Source organism: Paraburkholderia solitsugae, assembly GCF_013177695.1.
GTDB classification, from domain to species: domain Bacteria; phylum Pseudomonadota; class Gammaproteobacteria; order Burkholderiales; family Burkholderiaceae; genus Paraburkholderia; species Paraburkholderia solitsugae.
This window is the reverse complement of sequence record NZ_WOEY01000085.1, coordinates 18366-34602: the sequence shown is the minus strand read 5'-3', so window position 1 is coordinate 34602 and position 16237 is coordinate 18366. Positions and strand designations below refer to the sequence as shown.

The 16237-nt window shown below is 61.4% G+C and carries 14 protein-coding genes; 6 read left to right on the top strand and 8 right to left on the bottom strand.

Translation table 11 applies throughout. The features are described 5' to 3' along the window. Nucleotides 1-15: 15 nt before the first annotated feature. Both GNZ12_RS21555 and GNZ12_RS21550 read right to left on the bottom strand, forming a co-directional pair. Nucleotides 16-720, bottom strand: coding sequence for a response regulator (locus tag GNZ12_RS21555; RefSeq protein WP_172313444.1), 705 nt, complete (start codon nucleotides 718-720; stop codon nucleotides 16-18). 4 nt (nucleotides 721-724) lie between these two features. Further along, complete coding sequence (locus tag GNZ12_RS21550) at nucleotides 725-2356, bottom strand: ATP-binding protein (protein ID WP_172313443.1); 1632 nt, start codon at nucleotides 2354-2356, stop codon at nucleotides 725-727. 253 nt (nucleotides 2357-2609) lie between these two features. Between GNZ12_RS21550 and GNZ12_RS21545 the strand changes: the two genes are divergently transcribed. Both GNZ12_RS21545 and GNZ12_RS21540 read left to right on the top strand, forming a co-directional pair. Beyond that, nucleotides 2610-2972 carry a DUF2866 domain-containing protein gene (locus GNZ12_RS21545; RefSeq protein ID WP_172313442.1) on the top strand — a complete coding sequence of 121 codons (363 nt, stop codon included), beginning with the start codon at nucleotides 2610-2612 and terminating at the stop codon, nucleotides 2970-2972. Nucleotides 2973-3094: 122 nt separating this feature from the next. After that, complete coding sequence (locus GNZ12_RS21540) at nucleotides 3095-3424, top strand: hypothetical protein (protein WP_172313441.1); 330 nt, start codon at nucleotides 3095-3097, stop codon at nucleotides 3422-3424. A 34-nt stretch (nucleotides 3425-3458) separates the two neighbouring features. On the opposite strand, the gene GNZ12_RS21535 is transcribed toward GNZ12_RS21540, so the two are convergent. Together GNZ12_RS21535 and bamA are read right to left on the bottom strand one after the other, a co-directional pair. Further along, a complete protein-coding gene (locus tag GNZ12_RS21535) occupies nucleotides 3459-4238 on the bottom strand; it encodes a winged helix-turn-helix domain-containing protein (RefSeq protein WP_172313440.1) in 780 nt (259 codons plus the stop codon). Nucleotides 4239-4586: 348 nt separating this feature from the next. Further along, complete coding sequence (gene bamA / locus GNZ12_RS21530) at nucleotides 4587-6896, bottom strand: outer membrane protein assembly factor BamA (RefSeq protein ID WP_172313439.1); 2310 nt, start codon at nucleotides 6894-6896, stop codon at nucleotides 4587-4589. 337 nt (nucleotides 6897-7233) lie between these two features. Between bamA and GNZ12_RS21525 the strand changes: the two genes are divergently transcribed. The 3 genes from GNZ12_RS21525 to GNZ12_RS21515 all read left to right on the top strand — a co-directional run bounded on the left by GNZ12_RS21525 (nucleotide 7234) and on the right by GNZ12_RS21515 (nucleotide 10245). Beyond that, entirely contained in the window at nucleotides 7234-7425 is a 192-nt protein-coding gene (locus GNZ12_RS21525; RefSeq protein ID WP_172313416.1) for a hypothetical protein, read from the top strand. Further along, nucleotides 7418-7816, top strand: coding sequence for a hypothetical protein (locus tag GNZ12_RS21520; protein ID WP_172313438.1), 399 nt, complete (start codon nucleotides 7418-7420; stop codon nucleotides 7814-7816). Before GNZ12_RS21525 ends, GNZ12_RS21520 begins: the two co-directional genes overlap by 8 nt. Before the next feature lie 146 nt (nucleotides 7817-7962). Beyond that, nucleotides 7963-10245: an LPS-assembly protein LptD gene (locus GNZ12_RS21515; RefSeq protein ID WP_172313437.1), complete on the top strand. Its 2283-nt coding sequence runs from the start codon at nucleotides 7963-7965 to the stop codon at nucleotides 10243-10245. Between the two features lie 36 nt (nucleotides 10246-10281). Here GNZ12_RS21515 and GNZ12_RS21510 read toward each other — a convergent pair whose 3' ends face one another. From GNZ12_RS21510 to GNZ12_RS21495, 4 genes are all read right to left on the bottom strand, one after another. Then, entirely contained in the window at nucleotides 10282-10779 is a 498-nt protein-coding gene (locus GNZ12_RS21510) for an Lrp/AsnC family transcriptional regulator (protein ID WP_120295970.1), read from the bottom strand. Between the two features lie 53 nt (nucleotides 10780-10832). Then, on the bottom strand, nucleotides 10833-12230 hold the full coding sequence (locus GNZ12_RS21505) for an aspartate aminotransferase family protein (RefSeq protein WP_172313436.1): 1398 nt from the start codon (nucleotides 12228-12230) through the stop codon (nucleotides 10833-10835). Nucleotides 12231-12413: 183 nt separating this feature from the next. Then, entirely contained in the window at nucleotides 12414-13340 is a 927-nt protein-coding gene (locus tag GNZ12_RS21500) for a 2-hydroxyacid dehydrogenase (protein ID WP_172313435.1), read from the bottom strand. 6 nt (nucleotides 13341-13346) lie between these two features. Then, the gene (locus GNZ12_RS21495) at nucleotides 13347-14231 is read right to left on the bottom strand and encodes a GNAT family N-acetyltransferase (RefSeq protein WP_172313434.1); all 885 of its coding nucleotides are present in this window, start codon (nucleotides 14229-14231) and stop codon (nucleotides 13347-13349) included. 279 nt (nucleotides 14232-14510) lie between these two features. Between GNZ12_RS21495 and GNZ12_RS21490 the strand changes: the two genes are divergently transcribed. After that, nucleotides 14511-16013 (top strand): aldehyde dehydrogenase family protein, encoded by a 1503-nt coding sequence (locus tag GNZ12_RS21490; RefSeq protein ID WP_172313433.1) that lies wholly within the window; start codon nucleotides 14511-14513, stop codon nucleotides 16011-16013. Nucleotides 16014-16237: the final 224 nt, after the last annotated feature.

The following is a 16237-nucleotide window of genomic DNA, read 5'->3' as shown; positions in this document are numbered from 1 at the left end:
ACCGGATCATAGCGATCAGATTTCCAGCCGGTAACCCACGCCGTACACGGACCCGATAGGCTCGCTGTCCGGCCGTGCGCCCTGCAGCTTGCGGCGCAGGTTCTTGATATGGCTGTCGATGGTTCGGTCGGTGACCACCCGGTGATCCGCGTAGAGATGATTCAGCAGGTAGTCGCGCGGAAAAATGCGTCCCGGCGATTTCATCAGCAGCACGAGGAGCCGTAATTCAAGCGGCGTGAGTTTGAGTTCCTTGCCGTCGAGTAAGGCATGATGAAACTGCTCGTCGACTTCGAGACCGCGTGGCGCCTGTGGCAAACCGTCCGCAGCCGACGTGGCTGCGGCAGGCGTTGCACGGCGCAGAATCGCCTTGACGCGCGCAACCACTTCACGCGGGCTGAACGGTTTGCAGACGTAGTCGTCGGCACCGATCTCGAGACCCAGCAGACGGTCGATTTCATCGATGCGCGCGGTCAGGATAATGACGGGCAACGCCGACGATTGCCGTAGCTCCCGGCAGATATCCATACCGCTGCGCCCGGGCAACATGAGGTCGAGCAGCATCAGCGCCGGCGGCGTTGCGCGAATGAATGGCATCACCTGATGGCCGTCGTCGAGGATCGTGGTGGCGAAGCCCTCGAGGTGCAAATATGCTTCGAGCACGGCGGCGAGCTTGGGTTCATCCTCGACGATCAGGATGTGCGAAGGGCGCCCTTCGGTCATGAGGTCAGTCTCCTTCCGGCGGAAAGCGGGCCGTAATCCAGACGCCGCCGAGTGGCGAGGCCTGGGCGTCGATCGTGCCGCCATGCGCCGTCACAATGGCGTGGCACAGCGAGAGGCCGAGCCCCGCGCCACCGTTCTGACGGCGGCGTGATTCGTCCACGCGATAGAAACGGTCGAACAGATGGCCGAGCGCGGCCTCGGGCACACCGGGCAGCGAATCCTGCACGTCAAGTTGCCAACCGTTGGCGCTCTGCGAAAGCGACACGCGCACGTGGCCGTCCGGATCGGTATAGCGCAAAGAATTTTGCAGCAGGTTTTTCAGCAACTGGACGAAACGCGCGGGGTCGACGGCGAAAGTCGTGTTGGCGATTGCCGGCATGCAGGTCAGGTCGAGCTCAATCCGTTTCGCCTTGAACGACTCCCGCATGGCCTCGATCGAAGCCCGCGCCAATTGCCCGACATGGGTCGGCGTCTTGCGGTAGCTGAGTGCGCCGACATCGCTCAGAGAAAGCTCGTATAAGTCCTCGATGAGCTTGTTGAGCATGTTCACTTCGGTTTGCAGTGAAGTGAGCGAATCGCGGCTGAACACATGCACACCGTCTTCAATGGCTTCCAGCTCGCCGCGCAGCACGGCGAGTGGCGTGCGCAGCTCGTGTGAAATATCCGCAATGAAATCGCGCCGGGAGCGCTCGGCCTTTTGTAGCGAATCGGCCAGCACGTTGAAGTCACCCGCGAGGCGGCCAAGCTCGTCGCGTCTACCGGCCGGCACCCGTGTCGTGTAGTCGCCGCCAGCCAGGCGGTGGGTCGCGTTCATCAAACGCTTGACCGGGGCGAGAACGATGCGCGCAAGTATCAGCGCGACGAGCGCCGCAAGCACGACCGCCACGCCCGCGATCTCCCACGTCGAGCGCTTCTGCTGGGCCTGGAAGGCGATGTCGGCAGCGTCCGAAAGCGTGTCGGGCCCGTTCACGGAGAGCCAGCCCACGACCTTGCCGCTGTAGACCACCGGTCTCATCGTGCTGCCGGGTGGCGGCGGCCGGCCGGTGCTCGCCACGAGTTCGTGGCTGGCGTCGTAGAGCGTGACGGGCGGGCCCTCGGGCGGCGTGTCGCGGATCACGCTGTCTTGCGAAGGCGGTATGGGCGCCCGGTCATAACTCCCTTCGCCGCCCACGACACCGCTTGCGGACACACGGTCACGCTCCATCGTGATGTCGGGATTGCGCGGCGGCGCCGGCGGAAGGCGCATGCCCCAGTGCGGTCCTTCAGACGGGCCCGAGAGCGGCCCGAGCAGTTGCTGAACACTGCCGCTTCCGGGAAAGGTTCGCCAGCCCGGCAGCTTGCCCAACTGCGCTGTGGCGAGTTCTTCGCGCAGGGCGTCGTGGGCGGCGCCGTCCAGCAGCGCGAGCCATGCATCAGGATGTTGCCGCAGGAAATTCCAGTTGCCGTGAGCGGCGTATTCGCTCGTGACCTTCGCCATGACGGCTTTGATGCGCCCCGCGTTGCGCTCGCGAACGTAGTGCAGGAAACCGTTTTCAAAGCTCACGCGCAAGGCGTAACCCATTGTTAAGGAAATCGCCAGGCAAGCGATGAGTACCGCGAGGAACATTTTCCAGGTGATGCCAAAGCGCATCTTCATTCGCTGCTGCGGCCGCGCGCGAGAGAGAAGGGTTCCGAAAGGACGGCCTGGACGAACGCGGATGGTTTCACTTTGCATGGCTGAATTCTAGATGAATGCGACGTCAATCCACAGTTGCCACCGAATCTCCACAACTTCTCCATCCTTTCTTCGTTGTGTCTGCGCGTTGTCTGGATATGATGGTTTGGCATTTTTACGGTGGCCTGACAAAGAGGCCATATTCGGTCGTTAGTTCCGTCAGTGGAGCAATTTCATGCAAGTCTCCTCACCTGTGAGCCGTGCCGAGTCGCGCGGTTTCCGGCCCGGCCGAAAGACAGTCACCGCTGCCACAGCGCGCGGCAAGGCTGAAAGCGGCGTTCGCGCAGCACCGGTTGCGGACGTCGTCAAGATACGCGGCTGCCGCGTTTCTGCGCCGTTCATGCAACTGTGGGGCGAGTGCTACCGGATCGTCGAGTGGATCAACCGCCATGGTGAGTACTCTTGCATTGCCGTGCGAGGCGCCGCGACCGTGGCCGAGATCAGGGAGCGTGTGCGTATGCATCGCGACGGCCAGCGTCACACCCTGACGGACGACCCCGCTGCGCCTGCGGGCCGCGTGCGTCTGCGGCGCGCCTGAGCGCTGCCGAACCTCGTCGCCGAGAATGTGCCGGTCCAGCAGAAAGAGGTGGTAATTCAGCCAAAAAAACTTCGGTATCCTATGGCTGTCTGAATTGCAAGATCAACTTTGAGCATCTCCCTATGCGCATCCTCATACTCGTTCTGGTCGTGGCATCGATCTGTTGTCCTGCGATCCGCCATGGTTTGCGCCTGGAGAGCATCAATGCTTTCGCAGCCGGCCATGGCAGCGGTCCCTCGGGCGTCGCGGATGACCTGAGTGGGTGCGTGTCACGGGCCCACTATGCCTCGGGGTTCAGGCCCATTGTTGCGGCGGATTTCCACTACGGATTCGGTGGTCTGCTGGCAGTAACGAGCGGCCTGTACACGGATTATGTCGACTATATCGACGTGATCGACGCCGCGATGACGTTGCCGATCATGCAACTAGCGGTGGCGGAAGGTCGGAAATAGCGCTGTATCGCGGTTCTTCATATCGGTCCGGGCGTCATGCGAATCCGGTGCCTCGTTCGCCAAACACCCTGTGCCCGACAAAATTCGCACCTTCGCGCGACCCATGTGAGGGTGGCGACTCTGGCGATGGGACGAACATATAGCCTCGTCCGCGCAGCGTCTGAATAAACCTAGGGGCGGATGGATCTGTCTCTATCACGCCGCGCAAGCGGTAAACCGCAACATCGAGACTGGCCTTCTGGCTCTCCGCCCTCCCTAGCTGGCTGTTGACCATAGAACGCGTCAATATCCGCATCGGGTTGCTGGCGAACAGCTTGAGTAAGGCAAACTCGCCGGATCGCAGCGAGATTTCGCAGCCGTTTTTGAGCAGACGTCGCGTAGCAAAGTCGATCTGGTAACTGCCGAACGACACCTTCTCACGAATTTCGGGCGCGTCGCAAAGCGTCCGGTTGCCGCGTTGCACGGCGCGCTTGATCCTGGCGGTCAATTCGTACGGGTCGACTGGGTCGACGATATAGTCGTCCGCACCCAATTCGAAAGCGACGATTTTGTCGACGATCTCGTCGGAGGTGCTGTGTACGAAGATGGGCATGTCGTAGCCCGCTAACCGCAGTTGCCGGAGCGCCTCTCGCGCTTCGACCATCGGCGACTCGGCGCGCAATAGAATCGCGGACGGACACTCCAGTTCCACCCGGCTGACAAGCTGAGCCGCGCTATACAGGACTGAGAGCGCGATCTGGTTCTTATGCAGGTGAAAGCGCAACTGATCCCGGATTGATTGATCCGGCTCGACCACAAGAAGGTTGATAGTCATCAATCTGCGTTACCTCCCAACCGGAATCGACGGTTGCAGTCCGTGCGATGTTCACGTTCAGCCATTTCAACCATCTGCTGCTATGGGCCGACCTATCGAGCTCAACAGCGGACCGTATACGGTCGCTTTGACGATGAGCGAATGATAGGCACTAAAGTCGGAGCAACAATGGCGAAATTGAGGAGACTTTGTGAAGTCGGACCGGGAGGCCAAGACGCTGAGCTTTGAACGGGCGGCTAACCCATTCAGGCCGGTGAGGTGGGGTGTCTGGGCGCGACTGAAAACTCTATGCAATGATGCCTGCGATGCCCGCGGTCCTCATGCAACGACCGCGGGCGTTGGTCCTGATCAGAACGACGTGCCGATCTGAAACTGGAATACCTGGTACTTGTCGGTAGCGTGTCTCACCAACGGGAAGCCAACCGATAGCTTGAGCGGGCCGATCGGCGAAATCCATTCGAGACCCGCGCCGTAGCTGTAGCGCAATCCGTTGGCGCCCGTGCTGTTTCCTTCGTCGCCCCAGACGTTGCCTGCATCCATGAAGGTAAACACACGCAGCGTGCGGTCCCACCCAGTGCCCGGCAGCGGGAACGTCATCTCGACATTGGCCACGACCATGCGCGAGCCGCCGATCGGGTCGCCGGTCGTCTTGTCGGTCGGACCGAGCGAACCGGCTTCGTAGCCGCGTACCGAGCCGATACCGCCCGCGTAATAGTTCTTGAAGATCGGATACGCCTTTTCGGCAAAGCCGTTGCCATAGCCGCCTTGAAGATTCAGGCCGAGAATGAAACCGCGCGCGAATGAATAGTAATACTGCGCCTGAACGTCCGCCTTGTAGTACTCGGTGCCGCCCAGCGGTGTGCCCACTTCGCCATTGCCTTGCAGGAAATAGCCCCGGCTAGGCACCAACGCACTGTCGCGATCGTCCCGGGCCCAGCCTGTGGTGAGCGGCACGTTGTTCACCACGTGGCCGAACTCCGCCACATAGTCCAGGTAGCTCTGAGGTGTCAAGGAATCAGTCGTTAGCCGGTTCTGTTCGAGACCGACACCGAAATAAACGGTGTCGGCTTCGGAGAACGGAATGCCGAATTTCAGGTCGGCACCGATAGTGAGGATCCTGAAACTCGTATCGGTGTAGTTATAGAGGGGGTAGGTGGTGCGGTAGTAGACGTCGGTGATCCGTTTGATACCGTCTACCGTGAAGTACGGATCGGTTTGCGTCACCGTCAGCGTGCGGTAGGTCTTCGCGGTGTTCACGTTCAAGGCGAGGCTGGTGCCCGAGCCGAACACGTTGTCCTGTGACACGCCCGCGGAGAGCACGACCTTATCCGTCGACGAGTAGCCCGCGCCCAACGTAATCGCGCCGGTCGGTTTTTCGGTCACCTTGACGTCGACGTCCACCTGATCGGGCGAACCTTCTACCGGCACCGTGGTGACGTCGACATCGGTAAAGTAGCCGAGACGGTTGACCCGATCTTTCGACAGCGCGAGGCGGTTCGAATCGAACCACGAGCTTTCAAGCTGCCGCATTTCGCGGCGCACCACTTCATCACGCGTGCGCGTGTTGCCGACCACGTTGATGTGACGCACGTACACGCGGCGGCTCGGGTCCACTTGCAGCGTCAGGTCCACCGTGTGATGTTCCTGATCGATCTTCGGCTGCGCGTTGACGGTGGCGAACGCATAGCCGTACTCGCCGAGCTTGTCGACGATCGCCTTGGTGGTCGCTTGTAGCTTTTCAGCGGAGAAACGCTCGCCCGGTTTGATTTTGATCAGCTGTGCCAGCTCAGGCTCGCGATCGAGCAGGTTGCCTGCGAGCTTGATCGACGAGATCGTGTACGGCTCGCCTTCATGCAGCGTGACCGTCAGGTACATCTCCTTCTTGTCCGGCGTAAGCGATACCTGGGTCGACTCGATGTTGAACTCCAGATAGCCCCGGTTCAGGTAGTACGAGCGAATGTGCTCCAGGTCCCCGGTCAGCTTGTCTTTCGCATACAGGTCGTTCTTCGTGTACCACGAGAACCAGTTCGGCGTGGACATCTCCATTTCGTCGCGTAACGTGTCCGTGCTGAATACGCGGTTGCCGATGAAGTTGATCTGGCGGATCTTCGCACTCGGGCCTTCCGTGACCGAGAACAGCACCGCTACCCGGTTGCGGTCGATCGGCGTGATCGTGGTGGTGACTTCGGCGGCGTAGTATCCGCGCGTCAGGTACTGGCGCTTTAACTCCTGCTCGGCTTTGTCGACCAGCGCCTTGTCGTAGTAGCGGCCTTGCGACAGCCCGACCGAATTCAGTGCCTTGGTCAGGTTGTCCTTGTCGAACTCATGAATGCCGGCGAAGTCGATCGTGCCCACCGCCGGACGTTCCTGAACCTGAACGATGACGACGTTGCCTTCACTCGAGATCTTGAAGTCAGTGAAGAAGCCCGTGGCGTAGAGCGCGCGAATGGCTTCCGAAGCCTTGTCGTCGTTAAACACGCCGCCTTGCTTGATAGGAAGATAGGCAAACAGGGTGCCGGGTTCAATGCGTTTGAGTCCCTCGATCCGGATATCTTGCACGACGAACGGCTGCGTCGCGTTGGCCGACCCGGCTGTCAGCGTGATGCCGGCGAGCGAGAGCGCGCCCGCGATACGGCTCGTTAAAGCTTGAAGATTCATCTTGGGGTTCTGTCCTGATGCAGCGCGTGAAGCGCAAACAAGAACGCTCGACAGCGAGCGATGCATTCGAAACGACGTTCCATGGCTCTGGAAAGCGCGAAGTATAGGAGCGTGCTTCCCTGCTCGCCGTTACTGAAAACTTTCCGCTCATTAGGGACACTAATGGGCGCAGCGCGCCAGCTGCTTGGACTGGCGCGAATGACAGGTCGAGCGTCGAAATAATGCGTTACAGATCCGAAGGAAGCGTAGTGCGCGCGTAACCTGGCGCCGTGCTTGCGCTGATATCGTCAAATGGTCGACTTCCGCTACGTTCGTAGCACCATTTGGAGAACTGATCATGATCGAGTTTCTTTCACCGGCGGTTCTTTCGGCTGTCTTACGCGTTAGCTCATCGCCGATCTTTTCAATACGTCTGGCGATGGCGTCGATGCGCACGCTGCGCGACGTGCCCGGCGGCACGGTGGGCGCAACACAGGGCAGGGCGGTGGACCGCTCTGCGAGCACGCAGGAGGGGGTGCGCCGTGTCTGATCCATCAACCTTCCTGCTGAATTCGATCACGGATATGCAGTTGACGGCGGACGGTCAATATCTGCTGATACACGGCAATCAACCCACGGCAGCGCTTCACCGTTCGGTGCTCAATGACCTGCTGGTGGCGCTTCCGAATGCAATCGAGCACGCCGACCGCGTGATTCATAACAATCAGGAGATGGGCTTCGCGCTGCACTGCCAGGGCTGGGAAGTCGGCAGACTGAACGGCATGGGAATGGTCGTGATCCGGTTCCGTTTATCCAGTAGCGCGGGGCTGTCGTTTTCTTTGCCGGCAGAGCAGATTCCGTATCTGCTGCAGGCATTGGGTGGCGCAGCGGGCGCGGCAGGCGTGGCGGATTCGCGCTCCAACGAGGTCACGCTTCAATAGCGCCGCGCGCATTCGCGGCTGTTCATCCTGACGCCAGCCCGGGCTTCTGTTCGCCTTGACGCGTCTGTCATCCTTTCCGATCCTTATCTGTTTTGATACTACGCGGTGTATTTCGATGCCTACGCTTAAGGCCTCTCGTTTCGTTCATGCTGAGTACGGCCGGATGCGTGCCGCTTGCCGGATATGCGCAACTGGTCGGCGCGTCTGCGGTCCCGGAACCGCTCGACGGCGTCTGGAGCTTGCGGCTTGATCCGCAACTGACGGAACATCCCTTACGAGCGGGCGACAAGCCCGTTACTTCGGTGATCGCTGATTCGGTAACCGCCACGACTGGCACGGACGTTTCTCTGAAGGGCCACGCGCAACTGCGGCGTTACGCGTCGATCATTAAAGGCGACGCGCTGCATTACGACGTCGATACCGATAAGGCAGATGCTTATGGGCAGGTGCAACTGGTCGACGACGGTAATGTGTTCAATGGCCCGGACGCGCATTTTTACGTCGAAGCGAATGAAGGCACTATCAGCGTGCCCAAGTACCGGTTTCATCTGACGGGCGGGTGGGGTAGCGCTCAACGGGCGGATCTGATCGATAACGAGCGCACGGTCGTTCATCACGGTACGTATAGCACCTGCCAATGCGAGTCGGACCCCGCGTGGTATCTGAAGGCCTCCGAGTTCGACATGGATACCGGCAACGACGAAGGGATCGCACACAACGGCGTGCTGTTTTTCCAGGGCGTGCCGCTGCTGGCGAGTCCGTGGCTATCGTTTCCGTTGTCCGGCGCGCGGCGCAGCGGGTTCCTGCCGCCTACGTTCTCGATCAGTTCGACCAACGGTGTCGACGTCGCGTTACCGTATTACTTCAACCTCGCGCCGAACTACGATCTCACCCTGACGCCTCGCATCATGTCGAAACGAGGCGAGATGTTGACGGCAGACTACCGCTACCTGCAGCCGAACGATTCAGGGTCTATCTCGGTCGCGTGGCTGCCACACGATGAGATCACCAAAACCGACCGTTATTCGATTGCGCTGAATCAGACCTGGAACATCGGCTCGGGCTTTGGCGCCTACGTCAACTACAACCGGGTGTCGGACTCGACGGTGGTGACCGACCTTGCATCGGGTGTCGCGTTTCCGACGGGTTCCACCACGCTGTATCAGCAGGAAGCGGGTCTGACTTACACAAACGGACCGTGGAGCGTGCTGGCTCGCGAGCAACGTTGGCAAGCTTTTACGAGCGACTCGACCTATAACCGCGAACCGCAGGTCAATGTTCATTACGCGCGCTACAACGTGGGAGGCTTCGACTTTGGCGCCGAAGCGGATGCGACACGCTTCACGATCTCGTCGGCCGATGCGACGCAAGGCAGCCGCTTCGTTTTCAACCCTTACGTCAGCTATCCGATCGAGCGACCCGGCTGGTTCATCACGCCGAAGCTCGCCTGGCATTTCGCCGCGTACGACCTTACGACGATCGGATCGGATGCGCCTGCCGGGCAGCCGAAGACGTTCGACGTCAACGTGCCGACCTTCAGCCTCGATTCGGGCATGCGCTTCGAACGCAGCGTTCGGCTCTTCGGGCAATCGTATATCCAGACGCTCGAACCGCGGTTGTTCTATGTGTACACGCCTTACCGCAACCAGTCGTTCGCGCCTTTGTTCGATACGGCGACGGCCGATTTCGGGCTAACGGAACTGTTCATGCCTAACAGCTTCGTCGGCAATGACCGGGTGTCCGATGCCAGCCGCCTCACGGCGGCCCTGACGACGCGCTTCATCGATCCCTCGAGCGGTGACGAACGGGCCCGTTTCGTCCTTGCGGAGCAGTACGACTTTCGCACGCCACAGGTGACCCTCAACCCCGGCGATGCAATCGGCACCGTTGCGCGCACGAGTGTAATTGGCGGCGCGTCGTATAAGCTGGGTCCGGGTTTTTCAGCGGAACAGGCCGTGGAGTACAGTCAGGCCAACCACTATCTGACGAATGCGGAAATCGGTTTTGGCTGGTCGCCAGCCTCACGGGAGGTGCTGAATGTCGCGTACCGCTACACGCGCGCCAACAGCACGCTCGACTATCAACCGGTCAATCAGTTCATCGTGTCCGAGCAATGGCCGCTATCGCACAACGTTGTCAGTGTCGCGCGGGTCAATTACGACATGAGCACGCATCGGCTGATCGCCGGCTTGCTGGGACTTCAGTACGATGCGGATTGCTGGTCGCTTGGCGTGGCGTTCGAGAAATACACCAACGCCACCTCGACCACGTCGCCCAGCACCGGCACGCGCGTGCTCATGCAACTCCAGCTCAAAGGTTTTTCGCAGGTCGATAACGGCCTGCTCAATCAGTTTCGCGCGAATGTGCCGGGCTATACACCGGCGACCACGGAAAGCGAACCGGTATCCCGCTTCAGCGATTATCCATAACGGACATTGGCGGGGTGCCCGTGCCGGGCTGTTGGACTAGTTGTGATTCTGCGAGAACAGCGTCTCAAGCGGATAGTGGCTCTTCACGAACGGCGACTTGATGATCACGTAGCTGAAGTATTTCTCGATGCCGATATCGCGCTCCAGCAGGCCCTCGACGATGCTTTGATAGTGGCTCACGCTGCGCGTGACGAACTTCAGCAGATAGTCATAGCCGCCGCTCGCCAGATGGCACTCGACGATCTCGTCGACATCTTTGATCGCATTCACGAACTTGATGAAGTCTTCCCGCCGATGATCGGCGAGTGTGACTTCCGTGAAGACGATCTGCACGTCGCCGAGCTTTTCGAGCTGGATCTGCGCGCCGTAGCCGATGATGTAGCCGGCCTTCTCCAGACGCTTGACGCGGATAAGGCAAGGACTGGGCGAAAGGCCGACCGCGTCGGCAAGCTCGACGTTGGTTATGCGGCCTTTCTTCTGCAACTGTGAAAGTATGCGCAGGTCAATCCGGTCTAGCTTGCTGTCGCTGCTCATCGTAACGTTATCGCTCCGGCGATCGGTGAAAGGGTCTCGAACGGTCCTCTACTCTAGCACGCGGTGGCATGAATTTTGACCTTCAGGGCGGCCCGGACATCGGCTTCTCCGAGAACGTCGTCGAGGGTTTTTTCAAGGCGCTCGAACATCAGATCGAACTCGGCCTCCGTGTACGAAAGCGCGGGCGCAAAGCCGAGAATGTTATCGCCGAACGCGCGGAAGATCAGACGGTTTTCATACGCGGCCGCGGCGATCCGTTCGGACAGTTTCAGCGCGGGATCGAAGCCTGCCTTGCTGTCTTTGTCCGATACCAGTTCGAGCGCGCCGAGCAGGCCACGATGGCGCGAGTCGCCCACGAGCGGATGCGCGAGCAGCGCGTCGAGGCCGCGGGCGAAACGCGGGCCGCGTGCGACGCCGTTCGCGAGCAGGCCGCCTTCGTGATAGAGGCGCAGCACTTCGAGACCGATCGCCGCGCTGACCGGGTGCGCCGAATACGTATGGCCGTGGCCGACGACCGCTTCGGTGTCGCCATCGGCAATGCCTTGATAGATTTCGTCAGACATCAGCACGGCGCCCATCGGCGCATAGCCGGCGGTCAAACCCTTTGCCACCGTCATCAGATCCGGTTCGACGTTTTCGCCCTGGCAGGCGAACAACGGACCCGTGCGCCCAAAACCGGTGATGACTTCGTCGGCGACGAACAGAATACCGAGCTTGCGGCAGCTTTCGCGCATCGCTTTCAACCAGCCGACCGGCGGCACGATCACGCCGCCCGAGCCCTGGATCGGTTCGCAGAAAAAGGCTGCGACGTTGTCCGCGCCGAGTTCGGCCACCTTTGCTTCGAGCGCGGCCACCGAGGCGGCGATCAATGCGGCGTCATCGGCGAAATCGTTGCGGTATGCATACGGCGATGGCAGATGATGCTGGTTCGGCAGCGGCAGATCGAAATTGCGGTGGAACGCGGGCAAGGCGGTGAGCCCCGCGCCCATGGTCGACGAGCCGTGGTAGCCGCGTTGCAGTGCGATGATGTGTTTCTTCGACGGCCGCCCGGTTGCGTTGAAGTAGTGCGTGATGAAACGAATGGCCGAATCGACTGCATCGGAACCGCCGAGCGTGAAATACACGTGTTGCAGCGACGCGGGCGATACCTCGACCAGCTTTTGCGCCAATTCGATCGCCGGGGCCGAGCCGAAATGAAAATAGCCGGTTGCGTAGGGCAGTTTCTTCATCTGCTCGGTGGCGACATCGACGATGCTTTGCTGGCCGTAGCCCACATTCACGCACCAGAGGCCAGAGAAGGCGTCGAGCAGTTCGTTGCCGGCCGCGTCGCGCAGGAACGCGCCGCTGGCCGACTCGAGGATGGTGACGCCGCGGGCTTCGTGCGCGCGGTAATTGATGACCGGGTGAATCAGATGCTTGCGGTCGGCTTCGATGAGCGAATGAATCGGCATGATGGGTTCTCGTCGCGGGAAAGGGCTGTTGACCGTTCCATACTACTGACCCACGACGATCACCTGCTCACCTAAACAATTGCCTGAAAAGCGCGCCCGACGCGTTTTGATGCGTGGCCTTAGCATTTTCTGCTGCGGACGCTGAAAAGCCGTGTCGGGCGGGCGTTCCAGTCCGCTCCGTGCTCAATATCCCTGGGTCCGGTCAATCTGACCGAGCATCGGCAGGCCTTCGCGATGGCGGCGCAGATTCTCGAGCACCACGTCGACGGCGCTCTCGGGGCGCGTCGCACTGGCGATATGGGGCGTGATGCGCACACGTGGATGCGTCCACAACGGATGACCGGCGGGCAGCGGCTCGGGATCGGTGACGTCGAGAATAGCGTTGTGCAACTGGTCGCTATCCAGCGCTGCGAGCAGATCTTGCTGATTCAGATGCGGGCCGCGCCCCGTTTGAATCAGCGACGCGCCGCGCGGCAGCTTGGCGAATAACTCAGCATTGAGCAGGCCGCGTGTGGCGGGCGTGAGTGGCAACAGGCAGATCAGGATGTCGGTGCGAGCGAGAAACTGATCCAGGGCGCTTTCGCCTGCATAGCAATCGACACCCTGGATCTCACGCGGCGAACGGCTCCAGCCCGCGCAGGCGAAGCCGAATAACCGCAGCTTCTCCAGCACCGCGGTGCCGAGCACGCCGAGCCCCAACACGCCAATGCGCCGTTCGCTGGCCGGCTTGAGCGGCAGTTCACGCCAGACCTGCTGGTGTTGCTGAAGTCCATAGTCGAACAGGTCGCGATGGATTGTCAGCACGGCTTGCGTGACGTACTCGACCATGCCTTCAATAATGCCCGGTTCGATCATCCGTACCACCGGCACATGGGCCGGCACGCCCGACAGATCGAACTGATCGATGCCCGCACCGACGGAGAACACGACTTCGAGATTGGGGAAGGTGCGGGTGGGATCTTCAGGCGGTTGCCAGGCGGCGAGGTAGCGGATCGCGGCCGGGTCGCCGAGATCGGGCCAGATGTGGAACGGCAGGTCGGGTGCTTTCTGCGCGAAGAGTTTCGCCCATTGCGCGCCGCGCGCCGGGTCGGCTTTATAAAGAAAGGCCATGATGGATCAGCAGATCGCCTGGTTGATGATGCCGTACTGCAGATAGGGCGCGTCCTTGCCCGCTGCGTTGCCCGTACCCGCAAGATCAGCCGGCGTGGCGTGCCGAACCATTTTGACGACGGTATCCACCCGCGGCAGCCCCAACTGCGTCAGCCATTCGGTCAGTCCGCTCTCGCCCGGCGTGTCGATACGCACGAACACGCCTTCGTTGAGCGCCAGCCAGTGGTTGATCAACGCCTTGGCGCGGCTCGAATCGTCCGACGCGGGGGCGACCACGGGTCCAATCGCGAAGCCCCGTCCGAAGCGGCGAAACAACGCGAAGCCGATCAGTTCGCCATCGCGATCGAGCGCGATGCCATCGGCGGCGCTCAATAGTGCGGGCAAAACTTCGCCGCGGTCCAGACCGCTTGCCTGCGACGCCAGTTCGACCAGCCGAGCCGTATCGCTCGACCCGAGCGGGCGCAGGCGTTCCCCCGGCGGCAAGGAAACAAGCGGCGGCTGGAACGCCGCGCCTTGATGCTGGTCGAGCGAGCCCACCGCGCGAAAGCCGAGCTTTTCATAGAGAGGCTGACCGGCGGTGGTGGCGTGTAAAAACGTGACCCGGCCGCCGAGTTCCTCCAGCACCAGATCCATCAGCTTCCTGCCGATGCCGCGCCCTTGCTGCTCGGGGGAGACGATCACCATCCCGAGCGAGGCCCGGTCGGCGCCGTATTTCCAGCACAACGCCGTGCCGATCACGCCGCTCGCATCTTCCGCGACGAAACCCACGCCCAGAAGCGCCACGAATCGCCAGTCGTCCGCGCGGTGCGGCCATTTGAGTTCGACCGTCAGCGCGTGCGCGGCGGCGATGTCGTCGTGGGTGAAGCGTCTGTAGGTAATCGAATCGGACACGCCGTACTCCCTGAATGGCTGAAGGCTTACGCCGTCACTGTGTCATCCGGTGCGCGGTGTGACTAGGACGATCTTTTTATCCGGGGCGCTCGACAGGGTCGCATCGCAAATCGATGCAAAACGCCCAGTTTGATCGCTCACTACACGCGTGTTCTGCTGCGCGGGGATTTTTGTCGGCGACATATGCCACGCCCGCGGCTCTACGATTTTGTCATGGCGGCGGCAAGGTTAAGACGCACCGCCCGGGACTCATAGCCAGTCACACAGGAAACTTTTCTCATGGACAGCTTCAATCCGGACGACGTTGCGGTTCGCAGCGGGCATTTCATCGGCGGCGAGTATGTGGACGCCGACGTGCGCAGCGGCGAGCGCCGCATCGAAGTGGCGCGCCCCTCGGACGGCGTGATCTACGCCTCTGTGCCCCTCGCCGATGCCGACATGGTCGACCGCGCGGTGGAGAACGCGTGGCAGGCTTTCAGAGCGAGCGGCTGGGGCCGTATGGCACCGCGTGAGCGCGCGAAAATCCTGCGCCGCTTCGCCGAGCTGGTCGAAGCCGATGCGCCGTTTTTGGGCCGGCTGGAAGCGCTCGGTTCGACCCGTCCGATTGCTCAGGCAATTGGCTGGGACGTACCGTTCACCGCCGAAGGCATCCGCTTCTACGCCGAGTTCGCTGACAAGCTCGGCGGCGACGTGGCGGCGACCGATCATGACCATCTTGGCATGACGATCGCCGAACCGTACGGCGTGATTGGCGCAATCGCGCCATGGAATTTCCCGCTCGTGATGGCGTCGTGGAAGATCGCGCCCGCACTGGCGGCGGGCAACGCGGTGGTGCTGAAGCCGTCCGAGATGACACCGTTCTCGGTGTTGCGGCTTGCCGAACTGGCCGTGCAGGCGGGCGTGCCGGCCGGCATCTTCAACGTGGTCCAGGGCGACGGCCGCGTCACCGGCGACGAGCTGGTGCGCCATCCGAAGATCAGCAAGGTCACCTTCACCGGCTCCACGCGCACGGGAGCCGCGATCATGGCCGCCTGCGCCCATAGCGGCACCAAGCCGGTCACGCTGGAATTAGGCGGCAAGAGTCCGCAAATCGTGTTCGCCGACGCCCCGCGTCTCGACGATGTGGCACGCCGGATCGCCGGCGCCATCACCGGTAATGCGGGCCAGGTGTGTATCGCGGGCTCGCGGCTGCTGGTCGAGCGAAGCCTGGCGGAGCCTCTGGCCGAGCGCATCGGCAAGGTCTTTGCCGAGTTGAAACCCGGCGCGACATGGGCCGCCGGCACCACCTTGTCGCCGATCATCTCCGCACCCCAGGCGGCGCGCATTGAAGGGATCGTGGGTCGAACGCTGGATGCGGGCGCTACGCTGCGCTATGGCGGTGTGCGGGCTGACTGCGGGGCGTCGGGTGCGTCGGGCGGTGCGTTCTATACACCGACGCTGCTCACGGACGTTACCGCCCACTCCGAAGCCGTGCGCGAAGAAGTCTTCGGCCCTGTCCTGACGTTGCAGACCTTCGACACCGAAGAAGAAGCGCTCGCGCTTGCACAGCACCCTGAGTATGGCCTCGCCGCTGGCGTGCATACCGCCGACCTTGGCCGCGCGCTGCGCCTGGTGCGCGGCCTCGAAGCGGGGACGGTGTGGGTCAACCGCTACGGCCGCAGTTCCGACTTCATGATCCCCACAGGCGGTTACAAGCGCTCGGGCATCGGCAAGGACCTTGGCCGCCAGGCGTATGAGGCAAACCTGCGTTTCAAGAGTGTGTTGATCGACCTGCGGGCTTGATTCCCGCAATCCCAATACGGACGGGGCTTTCAGCCAGCCCACCGCAGACTGTGCTGTGCAATGGCCTCAAAACGCATGGTTTGTGTCATCAGGAGCGCCCTAATCAGGAACATCTATGTTTTTGCGCTGATTAAATCTTTTACAGGAATGAGCTTTTGTCGACCGGAGTTAGTGCAAAGCACTTACTTCGGTCCCATGCAAGATCGTTGCTGTTTTCGCCACTG